13 protein-coding genes are annotated in these 17,188 nt (G+C 63.0%); 9 read left to right on the top strand and 4 right to left on the bottom strand.

The window, feature by feature from the left end; genetic code table 11:
- Positions 1-1,206 (bottom strand): cytochrome P450, encoded by a 1,206-nt coding sequence (locus JWQ90_RS11965; protein WP_299693997.1) that lies wholly within the window; start codon positions 1,204-1,206, stop codon positions 1-3.
- Positions 1,207-1,494: 288 nt separating this feature from the next.
- On the opposite strand from JWQ90_RS11965, the gene JWQ90_RS11960 reads away from it, so the two are divergent.
- From JWQ90_RS11960 to JWQ90_RS11945, 4 genes are all read left to right on the top strand, one after another.
- Positions 1,495-2,952 (top strand): aldehyde dehydrogenase family protein, encoded by a 1,458-nt coding sequence (locus JWQ90_RS11960; protein WP_299693994.1) that lies wholly within the window; start codon positions 1,495-1,497, stop codon positions 2,950-2,952.
- Positions 2,953-3,030: 78 nt separating this feature from the next.
- Positions 3,031-3,816, top strand: a complete 786-nt coding sequence (locus JWQ90_RS11955; RefSeq protein WP_299693991.1) for an SDR family oxidoreductase — start codon at positions 3,031-3,033, stop codon at positions 3,814-3,816.
- Between the two features lie 142 nt (positions 3,817-3,958).
- Positions 3,959-5,059, top strand: a complete 1,101-nt coding sequence (locus JWQ90_RS11950; RefSeq protein WP_299693988.1) for an acyl-CoA dehydrogenase family protein — start codon at positions 3,959-3,961, stop codon at positions 5,057-5,059.
- 1 nt (position 5,060) lies between these two features.
- Positions 5,061-6,284, top strand: a complete 1,224-nt coding sequence (locus JWQ90_RS11945) for an acyl-CoA dehydrogenase family protein (RefSeq protein WP_299693986.1) — start codon at positions 5,061-5,063, stop codon at positions 6,282-6,284.
- 15 nt (positions 6,285-6,299) lie between these two features.
- On the opposite strand, the gene JWQ90_RS11940 is transcribed toward JWQ90_RS11945, so the two are convergent.
- Positions 6,300-7,139, bottom strand: a complete 840-nt coding sequence (locus JWQ90_RS11940; RefSeq protein ID WP_299693983.1) for an FCD domain-containing protein — start codon at positions 7,137-7,139, stop codon at positions 6,300-6,302.
- A 324-nt stretch (positions 7,140-7,463) separates the two neighbouring features.
- On the opposite strand from JWQ90_RS11940, the gene JWQ90_RS11935 reads away from it, so the two are divergent.
- The 5 genes from JWQ90_RS11935 (at position 7,464) to JWQ90_RS11915 (ending at position 15,344) form a co-directional block, all read left to right on the top strand.
- Positions 7,464-7,922, top strand: a complete 459-nt coding sequence (locus tag JWQ90_RS11935) for an FCD domain-containing protein (RefSeq protein WP_299693981.1) — start codon at positions 7,464-7,466, stop codon at positions 7,920-7,922.
- 369 nt (positions 7,923-8,291) lie between these two features.
- The gene (locus JWQ90_RS11930) at positions 8,292-10,154 is read left to right on the top strand and encodes a hypothetical protein (RefSeq protein ID WP_299693978.1); all 1,863 of its coding nucleotides are present in this window, start codon (positions 8,292-8,294) and stop codon (positions 10,152-10,154) included.
- Positions 10,155-10,220: 66 nt separating this feature from the next.
- Positions 10,221-12,677: a TonB-dependent receptor gene (locus JWQ90_RS11925; protein WP_299693975.1), complete on the top strand. Its 2,457-nt coding sequence runs from the start codon at positions 10,221-10,223 to the stop codon at positions 12,675-12,677.
- 89 nt (positions 12,678-12,766) lie between these two features.
- A complete protein-coding gene (locus JWQ90_RS11920) occupies positions 12,767-14,536 on the top strand; it encodes a DUF3237 family protein (RefSeq protein ID WP_299693972.1) in 1,770 nt (589 codons plus the stop codon).
- A gap of 37 nt (positions 14,537-14,573) precedes the next feature.
- Entirely contained in the window at positions 14,574-15,344 is a 771-nt protein-coding gene (locus JWQ90_RS11915) for a TetR/AcrR family transcriptional regulator (RefSeq protein ID WP_299693969.1), read from the top strand.
- A 150-nt stretch (positions 15,345-15,494) separates the two neighbouring features.
- Here the strand turns inward: JWQ90_RS11915 and JWQ90_RS11910 are convergent, their stop codons facing one another.
- Both JWQ90_RS11910 and JWQ90_RS11905 read right to left on the bottom strand, forming a co-directional pair.
- Entirely contained in the window at positions 15,495-16,283 is a 789-nt protein-coding gene (locus tag JWQ90_RS11910; protein ID WP_299693966.1) for a hypothetical protein, read from the bottom strand.
- Between the two features lie 43 nt (positions 16,284-16,326).
- On the bottom strand, positions 16,327-17,106 hold the full coding sequence (locus JWQ90_RS11905; RefSeq protein ID WP_299693963.1) for an SDR family oxidoreductase: 780 nt from the start codon (positions 17,104-17,106) through the stop codon (positions 16,327-16,329).
- Between the last annotated feature and the right edge of the window lie 82 nt (positions 17,107-17,188).

Below are 17,188 nucleotides of genomic sequence, written 5' to 3'. Positions count from 1 at the left end.
CTACCAGGCCAGATGTAGCGACTCCAGCCCGAACACGACGCCCAGGCGATATCGCGGCGTCACGCCGTCCTGCAGGCGGAACGGCGGCACCCGGGCCAGCCACTCTTCCAGGAAAACGCGCATTTCCATTCGCGCCAGTGGTGCGCCGGCGCAATTGTGCGGCCCGGTATTGAAGCCCAGGTGTTGCGGCCGCGGGCGGCCGATATCGACCGTGAGCGGGTCCGGCGTGACGCGATCGTCGAGGCTCGCCGCAGTAAGGCTGCTCATCACCATATCGCCTGCACGCATCTGCATGCCGGCGAATTCGGTGTCTCGCGTGACCACGCGGCCGGTGCTGACGAAGGTGTAGCGGCGCATGAATTCCTCGATGGCTTCGGGAATTTTTGCCGGATTTCGGCGCAGCTCGTCCTGCACGTCCGGGTTCTCGGCCAGATGCCGACAAATGAAGCCCATCGCATTGGTCACCGTGTCGAGGCCCGCCAGGAACAGCAGGTTGCACATCGCCAGCACGCGCTCGAACGCCAGTGGTTTGCCGTCGATTTCGGATTTCACCAGCCGGCTGATTACATCGTCGCCGGGCGCTGCCAGGCGCTCCTTGATCAGGCCGACCAGATACTGGCTCAGCGACATGAAGGCCTGCATGCGGAGGTCGCGATCGGTCGGGGACAGGATCGAATGCACCCAGCCGACAAATTCCTTGTAGCGTTCAAGCTCCATCCCCATCATGCCCATGAACAGCTTTACCGGCATCGGCACCGCAAAGCCGCCGATGAAATCGCAGCCGCGCTGTGGCTGCAGTGTGCTGATCAAGTCGACGGCGAGCTCGCGTGCCGATGCCTCCAGCCGCATGACCGAGTCGCGCGAGAATACGGGCACCAGCACACCGCGATGCCGGCGATGCTCATCGCCATCCATGTCCTGCGGCGGCAGCGGCAGCCTCATCTCCGGTGGCGGCACTGGCACGGTGGCAATCGCGCTGGAAAAGATGTCGCTGGCCTGCATCACCGCGCGCACGTCGGCCTGGCGCGTGACCACCCAGTGACCACCATTGCGCGGCGTGTAGAACACGTCGGGAGCATCACGATGCAGCGACTCGTACCCGGCATGGGCATTCTCGCGGAGCCGCGGATCGAAAAAGATGTCGAAGTCGAAAACCTGCTCCTGCTTCACGTGCGCAGGAATCGGTGCAGCGGTGGTGTCGCTCATGTGGTTCTCCTCGATGGCGGCTGATGCTCTGGATTCATGCTACCAGTTTCTAGAAAGCAATAAATTACGGTAAAAAGCCTGCAAAAATCTTATGTATTGTTTTTTTGGCTCGGCGCTTTAGCCGGTTATTTGACCTGACCAGCGATTTGTGCAGCCAATGCCATGCTTTTTCGGCAGAACGTCGTTGTGCCGGTATGAAACTAGTGCTACTAATATATCACTAGAGGTAACTCTTGAAGCGGGCGATCGCCGCTTCGACGAGCGCCCATAACCACCCGGAGGAGCCAGATGTCGAATCGCGATGCGGTGCCTGTAGTGAAGCTGCGTATTGGGGAGCGGATATTGGAGACCGCATCGGGAGGTGTTTACCAGCACGTGAACCCGGTGACCGGCAAGGTGCAAGCGAGCATCCCGCTGGCGGGCAAACTCGAAATGGACCAGGCCGTGGAAGCCGCGGTCGACGCGTTCGAGATCTGGCGCAAATGGACCCCGGAGGCGCGTCGCGATGCGCTGATCCGGCTGTCGCAGCTGGTGCAGTCCAATGCCGACGAGTTCGCGCGCCTGGCCGCGCTGGACGGCGGTACGCCTGTGACAATCGGCTTGACCGGCGTGCGCATCGCGGTCGAATGGATCTCCTACTACGCGGGCTGGGCCGACAAGCTCGACGGCCACGTCGCCTCGACTTTCGGCACACGCGGCGAGTTCTCCTACAACACCGCCGAGCCAATCGGCGTCATCGGCATCATCGTGACTTGGAACGGCCCGCTGATCTCGCTGGGCATGAAGGTGGCGCCGGCTCTGGCCGCCGGCAACTGCGTCGTGGTCAAGCCATCGGAAATGACGCCCTTTGCCGCGGATCTGTTCGGCAAGTTGGTGCTCGAAGCCGGCATTCCGCCAGGCGTGTGCGGCGTGCTGCCCGGCGCGGTCGAGGCCGGAGAGGCGCTGGTGCGTCATCCCAAGATTCCGAAGATCACGTTCACCGGCGGCCCGATCGCGGCGCGAAAGATTCTGGCGGCCTGCGCCGAGCAACTGAAGCCGGCGGTGCTGGAGCTTGGCGGCAAGTCGGCGAACCTGGTATTCCCCGACGCCGACCTGGATTTCGTCTGCATGCGTGCGGTCATGGGCAGCATTGGCATCCTGAGCGGGCAGGGCTGCGCGCTGCCGACGCGCATGCTGATCCACGAGAGCATCTACGAGCAGGCGATCGAAAAACTCGTCGGTGTCGCGAAGATGATCAAGACCGGCGATCCATTCGACCCGAAGACCATTGTTGGGCCGTTGATCAATGGCGCGGCCTGCGACCGCGTCATGGGCATGATCGACCGCGTCAAGATAGAGAAGTCCGGGCGCATCGTCACCGGCGGCAACCGCATGACCGGCGAACTCGCCGGCGGCCACTACATCGAGCCGACCATCATCGTCGACGTGAAGGACGACAGCGAGATTGCCCGGGTCGAGGTGTTTGGCCCAGTGCTGACCGTGATGAAGTTCAGCACCGAGGACGAGGCGGTGGCGATGGCAAACAGCACCGAGTACGGGCTCGCGGCCTATATCCAGTCACATGATCTCAAGCGCGTCCATCGAGTGGCCGAGCGTCTCAATGCAGGCGCCATCTACGTCAATGGCGGCGCGCCGATCAAGGCCAATACGCCATTCGGCGGCAACGGCCTGTCAGGCTTCGGCCGCGAGGGCGGCAAGCCGGGCATCGAGGAATTCGTCCGCTACAAGACTGTTCAGATCGCCTGAAGAGCTGAATCGGGCGGCCGCACTGCGACACTGATACGCGCGTTGCCGAACTGATTTCACCATCGAGGAGAGCAAGACATGACATTTTCAACCGAGAGCTATCGCATCGACGGCAAGGTCGCCGTCATCACCGGTGCCGGCGGTCGCGGCAACAGCATCGGCCGCGCCTATGCCTGCGGCCTCGCCGCCGCCGGCGCTTCGGTGATCGTGGCCGACCTCAATCTGGAAGGGGCCGAACTCGTCGCCCGCGAGATCGTCGAGGCCGGCGGCAAGGCTCACGCGGTTCAGGTCGACATCTCCGACGCGGCGTCCGTCGCCAGAATGGCAGCGGCGTCCAAGGCCGTCTTCGGCGGGGTCGACATCCTGATCAACAACGCCGCTCTGATGGTCGAAGTGCCGCATGGTTCGACGCTGGGCGTGACCTCTGAAATCTGGGACAAGGTGATGCGCGTCAACCTCACGGGTGCCTTCCTGTGCTGCCAGGCCCTGGTACCGCTGATGCGCGAGCGCGGCGGCGGCAAGATCGTCAACCAGGTCTCCGCCGGCGCGTTCCCGCCGGCGACGCTCTATGGCATCAGCAAGCTGGCGCTGTGGGGCCTGACGACGACACTGGCGCGGGAACTGGGCAAGGACAAGATCAATGTCAATGCGATCGCACCCGGCGCGACGATGAGTGACGCCGGCAAGGCGCTGACGCCGACCGATTCGCCCTTCGTCAAGGCGATCGAGGCCAGCGTCCCGCTGCGATTCCGCGGCCAGCCCGACGAACTGGTCGGCGCGATGCTGCTGCTCTGCTCACCGGCCGGCGACTGGATCACCGGGCAGGTGCTCAACGTCGACGGTGGCTGGGTGATCCGGGTCTGAGAGGCTGTGAGTTTCTTCGACGCCCTCGCTACGGCGTCCAAAATAAACAATTCATTGACCTCTATTAAAGAGATACCTCATTATATGGGCGCGACGCAGACGAAACGGCACTGAACCCCGCCGGCACCGCGTCAAGGACCCCATGGATTTCGATTTTTCCGACGAGCAGAAGATGCTTCGCGACGAGGCGCACCGTTTTCTGGGCGATGTCTCGAGCTTTGCATCGATTCGCCGCCATCTCGAAACAGGCAGCGCTTTCGACCGCGGTCTCTGGGCCCGGCTCGGCGAGATGGGCTGGCTGGGCGTGGCGGTAGCGGAAGAGCAGGGCGGCCTGGGTTTCGGCCCGCTTGAACTCTGCGTGCTGAACGAGGAACTCGGTCGCTGCCTGGCACCGGTTCCTTTCTTTTCGACGGTTTGCATTGCTGCCGAGATTCTCAAGGGCTGCACCGGCGCGGCAGCGGCCCGGCTGCTGAGGCGCATCGTCGGCGGGCAGGCCGTGGTGACGCTGGCCTCGGCCGAGCGCAGCGACTGGAATTTCGACATCGCGACTCGGTTCGCCGGAGGCAAGGTCAGCGGCAGCAAGACGCTCGTCGCGGACCTGCCCGGCGCGGATGCCTTGATCGTGACGGCGCTGGATGCGGACAAGGAGCCGTTGCTGCTATTGGTCGACGCGCTCGCGAACGGCGTGATGCGTACTGCGCTACAGGGACTCGATGCACTCAGACCGCAAGCTCACCTCGTGCTGGACCAGGTCGACGCGGACGTGCTCGCGCGCGGCGACGAAGCCCGCCAGCTGCTGGCGCGGGTCCACGAGCAGGCCGCTATCTTCGCTGCCTTCGAGCAGATTGGCGGCGCCCAGGGCGCACTCGACATGATCGCGGCCTACGGCCAGCAGCGCTACGCGTTTGGCCGGCCGATCGCAGGCAACCAGGCAGTCAAACACAAGCTCGCCGACATGCTGGTGAAGATCGAGCTGGCCCGTTCCAATGCGTATTACGGAGCCTGGTCGCTGGAGGCTGGCCCTGCCGAGCGACCCGTAGCGGCTGCGGCCGCACGGCTGTCCGCCATCGAGGCCTTCGAGTTTGCCGCCGAGGAAAACCTGCATCTGCATGGCGGTATCGGCTACACCTGGGAGGCTGATTGCCAGTTCTACTATCGCCGGTCGCGCCTGCTGGCCGTGAGCCTGGGCAACGCAGCGCAATGGAGCCAGAAACTGCTGGCCGGCTACTCCCGCGGGATCTGACATGAACGTTCAAGATACGCCGGAAGAAGCCCGGTTTCGCGTAGAGGTCCGCAGCTGGCTCCAGGCCACGGCGCCGGAATTCTGCAAGGATCTGCCGGCTGACCGCTCGGGTATCGAATACGCCGCGCGCGGCCAGGACTGGCAGCGAAAGAAGGCTGCAGCCGGCTTCGCGGCGATCTGCCTTCCGCAGACACTAGGTGGCCGCGATGCCAGCCCGATGATGGAAGTGATCTTTGCCGAGGAGGAAGCTCGCTATCCCTTGCCGGTAGGGCCGCTGACGAGCATCGGTGTCGGTCTCGCAGTGCCGACGATTCTCGCGCACGGCACGCCGGAACAGATCGAGCGTTTCGTCAAACCGACGCTGCTGGGCGAGTTACTGTGGTGTCAGCTGTTCTCAGAACCCGCCGCCGGATCGGATCTGGCGGGGCTGCGAGCGAGGGCCACGCGAGACGGCGACGACTGGATCATCTCCGGCCAGAAAGTCTGGAATTCCTGGGCACACGTGGCGCATTGGGGGCTGCTGGTCGCGCGCAGCGACGCCAGTGTGCCGAAGCACAAGGGTCTTAGCTATTTCCTGCTGGACATGCGCACGCCCGGTGTGGAAGTCCGCCCGATCCGGCAGATCTCAGGCGAGTCCGAATTCAACGAGGTCTTCCTCAACGACGTCCGCATTCCCGACTGCTGTCGGATCGGGCAGGTCGGCGAAGGGTGGAAGGTTACGATGACGACGCTGATGAACGAGCGCGTCAGTGTCGGAGGCGAGTCCGGCACGCTGCCAGACGTGCGCTCGGTGCTCGGCCTGCTGCAGACGCTGGAGCCCGAGCTGCAGGCGGTCTACCGAATGCAGCTGGCGCGGCTGGCCGCGCAGGAGCAGGGGCTCAAGTACTTCCGCTTTCGCCTTCTGACGCAGATTTCACGTGGCGAAATGCTGTCGGCCGTCGCCGGCATGGGCAAGCTGGTCTACGCCAACCTGCTACAGGACCTGTCGTCGCTGGCGCTCGACATCGCCGGCACCGCCGGGCTTTATCCCGAGACCGCGTCGCCGGCGATGGCGGCCGAGCTGAAGAAATTCCACGACGGGTATTTCTGGGGTGCGGCGCTGCGTATCGCGGGCGGTGCCGACGAAATCCTTCGCAACCAGATCGCCGAGCGCGCGCTGGGCTTGCCCGGCGACATCCGCGTCGACAAGGAAGTCGCTTTCAGCAAGTTGCCGTCAGGCCGTTAACAGGCCCAAGCAAAGTTAGTCGCTGGGCGCCGCGCCGTCGGGAATCCAGGTGCGGACTTCCTTGGTGTGGCGCTTGACGATCAGCATTGCGAGTTCACCGTCGCCGTCGATGACCGCCTGCGTGAGGCGGCGCGCGAAGCTGGCATAGACCGCGATGCGGGCATCGTCGATCTGGAAAGTGCTGTAACGCGGATCGCGGACCAGGTCGCGCATCACGTTGATCATCAGCTCCACCGCAGGATTGCCTGACAGCTTGCCGACCAGTTGTTCGAACTCGAGCAGAACGCGAACCTTGAGCCGCGCCTCGCCCGACGCTTTCTCGTCGAACCCGGCATGGCTGTGCAGGAATTCCTGTAGTGCGCGCCGCGCTTTCGCGTCCGGATTCTTGGCGAGCATGCGCGCGGCTTCCATCAACATCGGCGCGGTCGCGTCATGCAGCTGGCGCAGGGTGGTGCCCTGCGAGTTCAGGAAGATCGATGCGAGCCGGCTGACGGCCTCGGCACTCGGCGGCTGCGCGAAGAAGCCGCCGCCGATGCCGCGCTTGATCTTCAGCAGCTGCTCGTGCTCCAGCAGTCGCGCCGCCTGCCGAAAAGTCGGGCGGCTGACACCGAGCGCCGTCAGCAGCTGGTCTTCGGAACCCAGGAAGCGGTTGTCCTCCGTCGTTGCCAGGATGCGCCGACGCAGCGCATCAACCGCCTGCCTGACCAGGGAATTACCTTCTTCGCCGGGTCGCGGCTTCTTGAGCCTGAGCTCGCGCAGGGAGCTTGCCGTCACCGCATTGCGCCGCTTGGCCGGTTTGGGCGGCAGATCGGACACGGGAATTTTGCTCTTGCTGGTGGTGCGCGCAGCGGTCATCGGGTGGTCCGGGAAATCAATCGTGTGGGCTGAAGTTCAAGCCCGATGCGAGGGCTTCGATCAAACTCCTGCCGATATACGCATCTTAGCCAGCCTTGACCCGGCTTATCAAAGCGATCCGTGCCTGAACGCCTCGATTGAATTAGCTCTTTTGTCCGAAGAATGCCGATATGATCACCAATCTGAGCGGCCGACAACGGGGTAGCATGCGAAAGCGCGGTGACACCAGTGCCGTATCGACAGCGCCGCTCCGGCGACCCGTCGAATTGCCCGCGCCGCGAATGGTGGCCGACTACCGAACGGATCGTATCGCACATAGCAGCAATGGTGCTGAGCAGCCGGGGGGCGACGTTGAAACAGGTCGCCCGGGTATGCGGGCCACTGACCATCGAAGCCGTACGCCAGCTCGCAGAGCATCCCGATCCGGCTCTTCGCACCAGGCTGGCTGCGTTCGTTACGGAACACGAGGGCTTCGAGGCTTTGCCCGGCTATCGGCAGCGGGGACGCGTGATCGCCGATTTCGAACGGCTGCTGGCACAGAGTTGCGGCAATCCTGCGCTGGAACTGTTTGTTGAGGCGATTCTCGCCATCACCCGCGATGCCAAGTACACCGAGTTCCAGATCAGCCACGAGCAGGCGGCGGCCATCGCCAGGTGCCATCGGCAGATCGCCGAGCATGTGGCGCGCGGAGAGGCGGATATCGCCGTAGTCGTCGCCGGCCGTTACGCCGCGATGATCGTGGAATGGCTGCCGGATCTCGCCGCCGAAGGCTGGCTGGGCTGAACGCCGCAGCTGCTGGGAGTATTGCGACGCGATAGTCGACACATACAATTGAGATATCTCATTAAATGGACGAGGTAGTCTCCGGATCTCGGCTGTCTATCCGGAGCGCCAGAGCAGCGCCGAGATCCGAAGCTCGTCTCGCCGCCAGGTGCTCCGGTCATCTATACCGATACCTGTTTATCTATTAAGGTACTTCTTTTATGGCTAGAGCTGTGCGATCATTTGCGTCGAAGCACATCAAAAAGGGGCGGCAACCACAGCCCTGCTGCATGCATCGTACGGAGACCGTTGAATGCAACCCCGCAAGCTATCTGACACTGACGTCGGCGCAGCCCTATGACTCAGGATCGGCGCTCCGGATCCGTGCCATTGTTCGACGAACAGCGACAGCTGGTGGGGCCGGTCACGCGGGCAATCCGCCGTCGCAGCCTGCTGCTCTGGGCCGCGGCCGTCGGCATCGGTGCGGTGCTGTCCTCGAGCGGCTTGGGTGCGCACTGGGCGGCTTTCGGTGTCGGGCTGACGTTTCCTGGCGCGGGCTTTCTGTACTCGGCGCATCCACTGCTGATGCTGCTGACCCTGATGGTTTTCGTCGCCAGCCTGCTGGCTTGGCTGCTGATCGGAGCCTTCGTCGCGCCGATCATCGTGTGGCTCGGCAGCGGCTGGCTCGCCGCGCTGGTGGTGCCGGCCGAGCCCTGGCAGTGGGCGCGCATCGCGGCTCCTGCAGCGGTTCTGTTGCTGTTGCTGGTGCAGAAGTTGCGCGCTCCAGCCAAGTTGAAGCAACAGCTGGCGGTCGCGAAGGATCTCAATGCGCATTTGGTGACCGTGCCGTTGATGCCGGTGCCGTCAGGCTTCGAAATCGGCCCGGCGCTGGACGAGCAGGAAGTCGGCGCGATGCGATTCATGCTCGATCTGGCCCTTCAGCCGATCGACCGCTTCGACGGCTTCACCACGATCGACCAGTTCCGTGAAGCGGCGTGGCGCTATCAGCTCTACACGCTGACCGAATCACTGGCAATGCTGCGCAGCAACCGCCTGCCCGCGTTCTCGGGCTACCTGCAGCAGGCGCAGCGCAATGCGATCATGAAGATGACCGATCGCCGCGTATGGCAGTACTGGTTCTGGGAAAATCTTTGGGGCAACGGGCGTATCGACCCGGACCCGATGGTCAACGAGAACATCATGATCACCGGCTGGTATGCCCTCGCGCTCGGTGCTTACCAGATCACGACCGGCGACCGCAGCATCGATGCCACCGGCTCCCTGCCGTTCCGATGGAACGACCGCAAGACCTACGAATACAGCTACCCCAAGATAGCCGACACGCTGGTCCGCAACTTCGGTAACGACAAGCTGTGCTTCTATCCGTGTGAACCCAACTGGGTTTTCTCGTATTGCAACGAAGAAGGCATCGCCGGGCTGGCGCTGTACGACCGCTTCCATGGCAGCCGCCACGCCGAGGCCCTGATGCCGACGTTTCTGAAGCGCATGGAGCAGGAGTTCACCTGCGCGGACGGCGGGCAGGTGGTGATCATGGCCAATCGCATCGGTCTGCAGATCGCCACTCGCGGCGCGACGCTGTTCGCCGGCAACCTGTGGCTGCGCAATATGTTCGCGCCGGGTATCGCCGCGCGAGGCTGGGCGCAGTTGCGGCACGAGTTCCTGCGTCGCGACGGCGGCGACCTGATACCGATTGGCAGGGCCGACCGGCTGGACACCGGCAACTACCAGATGAGCGACGGCAACGCCTTCTATCCTCAACTGATGCTGGCGGCCAAGGAGATGGGCGACAGCGAGGTCTACGCGTTCACCAAGGCCAGACACGATGCGCTGGGCGTCGAGAACAACGGCGGTGCGCTGCGCTGGCCGGGCTCCACGTTCGTCAACCTGACTTCGCACATGGCTCGCTTTGGATCCCACGGTGCCTGGAATCGGCTGGCCCACGCGGACTATCCAACAGCCTGGCGCGAAGGACCGCTGCTGTCTGATGTTCCGTATCCGGCGGTGATGGTTACGCGCGCCGTGTCCGACGGCGCCGCGCTCGACTTCGAGCTGCTTCCGACGCGGGCGGGCGCTCGCCATCAGCTGGGCTTTTCGCGACTGCGAGCGAATGGCCGCTATCGGCTGGCCGGTGCCGAAGGAGAGCCCGCTCTGACTGCCGATCCGGGTGGCGAAGCCAGTGCGGATGTCCGGCTGGATCGTCGTACCCAGATGCGATTGCTGCCGCTGAATTGATTCCCAGAAGCAATACCTCAGCGACGCTCATAAGTCGCCGGTGGATCGTGAGAGATGGAGGAGAACATGAAGAAGCGTAATGCCCGCGCCCTGATTCTGGCGACCCTTGCCGGCCCACTGCCGTTGATGACGCCGCTTGGCGTGCCGGCTCAGATGGAATCGCCGGCCGCTGCGTCCGATGCCTCGCCCGACGGTGCGGCGACAGCAGGCACACCGTCAGAGCCCGAACAAGAGCTGGGCAGCATTCCGGTTTCTTCCGGGGAAGCGCAGGCGTCCGGGGAGGAAATCAAGCGGAGTGCCGGGGTCGAGAGCATCGGCATTGAAGAGGTTGTGGTCACGGCGCAAAAGCGCGCGGAAAGCATTCAGAGCGTACCGATCTCGATCTCGGCCTTCACGTCCGAGCAGCTGGCGACCCAGGGTGTCAGCAACAGCGCAAGCCTGGCGACGAAGATCCCGGCGATGTCGTTCGATTCGGTGGCCAATTTCGCGATTATCTATATCCGCGGAGTCGGCACCGACGCCTTCCTGCCATCGGCCGATCTCAGCGTTGCCACGTATATCGACGGTGTGAATTTCCCCATCTCCTTTGGACTGGCCCGCGCGCTGGGTTCGATCGAGCGCATCGAAATTCTCAAGGGACCTCAGGGCACCCTGTTCGGACGCAACTCCACCGGCGGTGCAATCAATATCGTGACCCGGGACCCCACGCCGGACTTCACCGGCGAATACAACGGCCAGGCCTCGCGTTTCGGAGAGTTCGACAACCGGGTGTTCGTCAGCGGACCTATAGTCGACACCTTGTCAGCGAGTATTTCGGTGGTCGCCAATCGCAGTGACGAGTACTACAAGCTTGCCGATTCGTCGCCGCTTGAGAGTTTGAACCCGAACATCGATCTGGGCGCCAACCTCAAGCTTAAATGGGCACCGACCGATTGGTTCGAGGCGATCGGCAGCGGGTTTTACATCAGCTCGAAGGCGACCGGCACCGCCCTCCTGCCCAATGTGCAGCCATCGACTCTGGGAGCCCTACTGGGCGCGAGGGCTTCGCCGGATTACCAGACAAGTGTCAACGTCAAACCGTATTCGAACGGTGACCTGGGTGTCGGGTCGCTGACGCTCAATGGGCACCCCGGACCTTTCGACATCAAGTCGATCACCGCCTATCAGGACTACAGGGCGTACGCCAACCAGGACTTCGACGGCAGCTCCGCGAACTTTGCCAGCTTCGGCAGCGTCGATGACAGCAAGCTCGCACTGAAAGCGAGAATTTTCACGCAGGAACTGCAGATTCTGTCGAACGATGACACCTGGGGCGCGGAGCATTTCAAATGGATCGTCGGTGGTTTTTTTCTGCATAGCGTGACCGGTTTCGTGCCCCTGCCGTTCAATCTCGCGGGACTGGATAACGTTTTGCAGCCCGACAACCCCTTGCCGCAGGTGCCGCTGCTGGCGACTATCACTGATCTGATTACAGCGCTGGGTTCCAATGTGCCGGTGACCGGCGTCAACCTCGATGTAACCGGTTCGCTGAAGACGACGTCGATATCGGGCTTCATGCAGGGCACGTATTCGCCGCTGGACTGGCTCGACATCACGCTGGGAGCGCGCCTGCAGCACGAAAAGCGCACTGTCTTCGACGCAGGGCTTGCGGCTGAGGCCGTGATTCTCGGCGCCGACCTGGTGAATCTCCAGGCAACGTCGTATCCGGAGCAAACTACGGTAAAGACCAATTTCTCGCCGAAGATTTCGGTCTCGGTGAAACCTGCCGAACACGTGCTGACCTATGCGTCCTACCAGCGCGCCTTCAAGAGCGGCAGCTTCAATATCGTCAATCTCACATCCGCGCCGACCTATATCAAACCCGAAACCGTCGATGCATTTGAAGCGGGTTTCAAGAGCGATCTGTTCAACCGCCGGTTGCGTGTCAACGCGGCTGCGTTCGAGACGATTATCCACGACCAGCAGGTTCAATTCGTCTCGCTGACCAGCGGTGGCGTGGTGAACTTCGAGAACGCGAAGAAGGCGACGGTGAAAGGTGTCGAGGGCGAGGTCATCTGGCAGATCGCGGGCGGACTGCAGGCCAATGTCGGTGCCACGTATCTGAAGAGTCGCTACAACGATTTCACCGACGCGGGCGGGTATAACGCTGCCGGCTTCTCGACGACGGGCAATAACTTTTCCGGCAACACGATCGCGCGAAACCCTAAATTCTCTGCCGTGACCGGCCTGAACTATTCCCAGCCTGTCGACGACGGCGTGTTCGAGCCGGGAGTCGATCTGTACTACAACGACGGCTACTATTTCGATGCGCAGAACAGCATCAGGCAGGACAGCTTCTACCTGTTGAACGCTCGCGCCAGCTATCTCTACACCCCCTGGGATCTGCGGCTGACTGCCTTCTGCGACAACATCACCTCGCAGAAGCACTACATCTACGAGACGCAGTTCGATACCGGCATCGCCGGCAAGTTGGCGCAACCAGTAACCTACGGACTGCGCATCAACTATCAGTTCGGCGGCTGACGCAGCCCGGTCTGCATTGAGATTAAATATGTAGACAGTCGCAAATAATGATACTAATATTATTGAGGTATCTCTAGAGCGACTGCCCCATGAAACCTGGCGACATCGACCTGTCCGACCCGCGCAGCTTCGTCGAAGGCGTGCCTCACGATTACTTCGCGATGTTGCGCCGGGAGGCGCCGGTATCCTGGCAGCCGCGCAGTGACGGAACCGGGCCCGGGTTCTGGTGCATTACGCGCTACCAGGACATCGTCAGCGCGGAGAAGCAGGTACCGCTTTTCAGCAGCCGCACCAATATCAGCCCGATGCCGGCGCCGGAAACCAGCGTCGCCACGCAGCTGGATCACAACCTGATCCTGTCGGATCCGCCTCGGCATGGTTTTCTGCGCCGTCTGATCATGACCGGGTTTTCACCGAAGGCGATCCAGAAGATCGAGGCGCAGATGCGCGTCTATGCTCGACAGGCCGTAGATTCGGTGATCGAGCGTGGCGAGTGCGATTTCGTCGACGTCGCCGCCTATCTGCCGGTGGAAGTGGTCAGCGACATTCTCGGTGTCGCGCCGTATGACAGGCCACGCCTGTTCGAGTGGGCCAACCTGATGTTCGGCACCCAGGACTCGGAGTTGTCGAGCCCGACGCGCAACTTGATCGGCGCGATGGAGATGTTCACCTACGCGCGCCAGCTTGGCGCGAAGAAGCGTGCCCATCCGGTCGACGATATCTTCAGCACGATCGCGGTGGCTCAGGAGAACGGACAACAGCTCAGCGATACCGATCTGGGCTCGCTGTTCCTGCTGATGGCGACCGCCGGCAACGAGACCACGCGCACACAGGCGATTCACGGCATCCATCTACTGATGGAGCATCGTGATGTGATGGAGCAACTGCGCGCCAAGCCCGACCTGATGCCCAACGCCGTCGAAGAGATGCTGCGCTTGACGACACCCGCGATGGGTTTCATGCGCAAGCTGACCGATGACACGGTGTTCGAAGGCCAGCCGATGAAGGCCGGCGACAAGGTGATGCTGTGGTACGTGTCAGGTAACCGAGACGAGAGCGTATTTCCTGAGGCCGGTCGCTTCAACATTACGCGCAGCAATGCGCGCGATCACCTGTCGTTCGGCGCTCGCGGCGCGCCGCACATGTGCCTGGGCGCGATGCTGGCCCGAACCGAGTTGCGCATCGTGCTGAGCGAGGTCATCGAGCGCATCCCCGATATTGCGCTGGCAGGCCGTATCGAACGGCAGACGTCCAATTTCACCAACGGGGTCAAGCGCATGCCGGTGCGATTCACGCCGGGGCGGTCCAGCGAGCAGCCGCCGGTCAATCGCCTGTACCAATCCCATGCCGCAGCCAAAGCCACCACAGCGGCGCCACCGCCACAAAAGGCCGCACCGCGTCCCGAAGTGGAAACTACCGAATCTGGAGATAACGACATGCCGATCAAGCTGATCCCGCTCGCCACGGCCACGCTCAAGCTGGGAACGCCAACCGTGATGCCGGAGGGTCCGCGTGGGACGCGCCTGATCGTCGAAGTGGCATCCGCCACTTGGGAGGGCGAGCGCCTGCGCGCGAAGCAACTCAAGGGCGCGGCCGGCGACTGGGCGCTGGTGGCACCGGACGGCACGCTGTCCATCGATGTGCGCGCCACACTGGAGACTCACGACGGAGCCCTGATTTTTCTGAACTACCAGGGGCGATCGGACTACACCAAGGCAGGGGCCGCTCCTCTGGTGATTGCGCCGCTGTTCGAAACCGGTGATCCGCGCTACGCCTGGCTCAACAAGGTGCAGGCTATCGGACGGGGCACGGCTCTTGATATGGAGACGCTCGTGTACGAAATCTACGAGGTCATGTGATTGGTAGTCTGGTGATCCATTCCTGGGCCGAGGCTCTATGACCCGGGCCCGAGAGCGTCCTGCGAGCCCGCGGATCGCATCGCTGGTGCCGGCGGACATGACGAGCGACGCGGTGGCGCAGCGCGTGATCGACGCGGCGGGTCGCTGCTTCGAGCGTCTGAGCCCGGGCAAGACGACGATCGAGGACATCGCCGCCGAATCCGGAGTGTCGCGCGCCACGATCTTCCGCCGTTTCGGCGGCTGGGACGCCATCTTCGTCGAGCTGCTGCGGCAGCAGTCCAAGCCTTATGTCGACGAAGGATTGCGCCGTCTGGCGGGACCCGGACTACTGCGGCAGCGGCTGGAGGAGAGCACGGTGCACGGCGTCATGGAGATGCCACGCAACCGCTGGCTCAAGGCGATGCTCGATGACGGCCTGACGCCGCGCGTGCTGGAGCTGTTCAAGTCGGTGTTCCTCGAACGCATCGACCAGGCGATGCGTGCCGCGCTGGCGGGGGCTCAGGCCAACGGCGAGTTGCGCGACGGGATCGACCTCCACGAACTGAGCGAGTGGAATCTCAGGGAGTTCATGCTGCTGACGGTGGCAGGCCCGTGGGACGAAGCGGCGCTGCGTCGGCGCATCCGTCAATTCGTTTTCCCGGTGATTTTTCGGGCTGAAAGCGAAGCGCCAGCGACCGTGGAGACCCTGCCGGATGCGCGCCTGCAGCGGATCGAAGCGCGTCTGGTCGAGCTGCATCATCTGCTGGGCGCGCTGCCGGTGGCAGCAGCACCGGCGGGCAGGTCGGAGAGTCGAAAGAAGAAAATCTGAGTGGTGCTCGGCTTCGCCGCGTAGCGCGTGCGGGGGTGGCCATCTCGCCAAAGCCGCGGATGTCAGCCACGCATGAAACGACGTCTCGCGTCGTTTGCGTGCCGATAATGCCGTCACTGTATGAGACCACTTCGGTTCGGGTCATCGACTTCAGGTTCCCAAGGAATGCAGGCGATCAATCGCCGCCAGGTAGTCGTGCAACAGCTCTTCGATGATCTGCCGGCAACTGCTTTCCCGCTGTAGGTCACCCACGATCTGTCCGACCGGGTAGGTGAGAAAGCGGGTGTCCGGATGACGCTCAAGACGTTTCATCGACTCGGCCATCAGGATGGTCTGTAGCGGCATGGTCAGCGGCGCCGGCGCATCGGCGCGCAGCCAGGCTTCGGTCAGCTCGCTCCTGAGCGCGCGGCAGGGCTTACCGACCAGGGCCCCCAGCTTGATGCCTCGGGCATGAATGCGTTCGATCAGATGCTGCGGGGCCACGCCGAGGGCGCTGACGATCAGCCGAACTTGCGGATGCTGCAGGGAGACGTCGATCAAGGCCTCGGCGTCGTCGGGCGTCATGTTGATGCGCGCCGCATATGCATCGAGGATTTCCTTGCCTTGCAGCGCCGGCAGCGGTGGCACGCCTGCGTCGTCCAGCAGCCGACGGGCAAACTCGCGGTGAGCCGCTGGGATCAGTTGCCCAGGGTCGAGTCGCTGAGCGGCGCTGGTCTTCTGGTAGCGATTGGGCATCAACAGGTCGACGGCATAGGGTTTGTCGCCGACGCGCTCATCGATCCAGCACAGCTCCCGTTCGAGTTGTTCTGCGTTGCAGCCGGCTGCGCCGAACACGCCCATGCCACCGGCCCGGGTCACTTCGGCCACGACGTCGCGGCAGTGGGAAAAAGCGAAGATCGGCAACTCGATGCCGAACTCGCGACAGACCGGGGTGCGCATGGATCGTCAAGCTCCGTGGTGGGCCGGGTGTGGTCGTTGCGCTTCAGCTGACTTTGTTGACCTTGTCCGAAATCTTCCACAGCAGCTTTGGTGAAAGCCGGCGCAGCAGGTAGGTCGGTTTGGCCTCGCCCGGAAGCACAATGGTCTGGCCCTTCTCGATCGCGGTTTCGATCGCGTCGAGAATGCTGTCGACGCTGGCCATGCGCTTCTTCTCCTTGACCATGCGGATCGCCGCGGGGCCGGTTTCGAGCGCCTGATTGATCAGCGGCGTATCCACCGCCGGCGGCGCCACGAGCAGGATGCGCAGGCCGCTCTTCTGGTGCTCGTGAATCAGGATTTCCATGTACGCATTCACCGCAGCCTTGCTCGCGCAGTATGCCGAGAAGCTGGTGCTGAAAGCGTAGCCGGTGATCGAGCCGAAGCAGATCAGGTCGCCATGCTTGCGTTCGAGCAAGCGAGGCAGCAGGGCCTTGGTCACATGCACGGTGCCGAAATAATTCACCTTCATGACCTGGGTGATCTTCTGCGACGACATGTTGAGGATCGTGTCGCCGGGCATGATGCCCGCGGCATGCACGCCGCGGTCGATCGGCCCGAGTTCGGCCTCGATACGAGCCACTGTGTCGATCACCTGCTCCTCGTCGGTGACGTCGCAGCGGTAGGCTTTCAGCTTGGGCGACAGTGCTGCGGTGTCCGCCAGCGCGGTCTCATTCAGGTCGAGGATCGCGACCTTTGCGCCCTGTTGCGCATGTCGCAGCGCCATCGCGCGCCCCATACCGCTGCCACCGCCGGTGACGAGCGCGACCTTGCCATGAAAAGCCATGAATCCCTCCAAAGTGGTATGAGTGCAGGGCCGGTGCCCGGGCCGGGAAGTCTAGGCTACAATACAGATACCTGAAACAGGG

Source organism: Hydrocarboniphaga sp. (assembly GCF_028291725.1).
Classification (GTDB): domain Bacteria; phylum Pseudomonadota; class Gammaproteobacteria; order Nevskiales; family Nevskiaceae; genus Hydrocarboniphaga.
Note: the sequence above shows the minus strand (reverse complement) of the source record. Positions and strands in the feature narration are given on the sequence as shown.

Excerpts from the sequence above, each read along its gene's own strand:
- JWQ90_RS11920 (WP_299693972.1), top strand. The coding sequence starts at position 12,767 with ATGAAACCTGGCGACATCGACCTGTCCGACCCGCGCAGCTTCGTCGAA.
- JWQ90_RS11935 (WP_299693981.1), top strand. The coding sequence starts at position 7,464 with ATGGTGCTGAGCAGCCGGGGGGCGACGTTGAAACAGGTCGCCCGGGTA.
- JWQ90_RS11910 (WP_299693966.1), bottom strand. The coding sequence starts at position 16,283 with ATGCGCACCCCGGTCTGTCGCGAGTTCGGCATCGAGTTGCCGATCTTC.
- JWQ90_RS11925 (WP_299693975.1), top strand. The coding sequence starts at position 10,221 with ATGAAGAAGCGTAATGCCCGCGCCCTGATTCTGGCGACCCTTGCCGGC.
- JWQ90_RS11945 (WP_299693986.1), top strand. The coding sequence starts at position 5,061 with ATGAACGTTCAAGATACGCCGGAAGAAGCCCGGTTTCGCGTAGAGGTC.
- JWQ90_RS11965 (WP_299693997.1), bottom strand. The coding sequence starts at position 1,206 with ATGAGCGACACCACCGCTGCACCGATTCCTGCGCACGTGAAGCAGGAG.
- JWQ90_RS11905 (WP_299693963.1), bottom strand. The coding sequence starts at position 17,106 with ATGGCTTTTCATGGCAAGGTCGCGCTCGTCACCGGCGGTGGCAGCGGT.
- JWQ90_RS11950 (WP_299693988.1), top strand. The coding sequence starts at position 3,959 with ATGGATTTCGATTTTTCCGACGAGCAGAAGATGCTTCGCGACGAGGCG.
- JWQ90_RS11915 (WP_299693969.1), top strand. The coding sequence starts at position 14,574 with ATGACCCGGGCCCGAGAGCGTCCTGCGAGCCCGCGGATCGCATCGCTG.
- JWQ90_RS11960 (WP_299693994.1), top strand. The coding sequence starts at position 1,495 with ATGTCGAATCGCGATGCGGTGCCTGTAGTGAAGCTGCGTATTGGGGAG.
- JWQ90_RS11955 (WP_299693991.1), top strand. The coding sequence starts at position 3,031 with ATGACATTTTCAACCGAGAGCTATCGCATCGACGGCAAGGTCGCCGTC.
- JWQ90_RS11940 (WP_299693983.1), bottom strand. The coding sequence starts at position 7,139 with ATGACCGCTGCGCGCACCACCAGCAAGAGCAAAATTCCCGTGTCCGAT.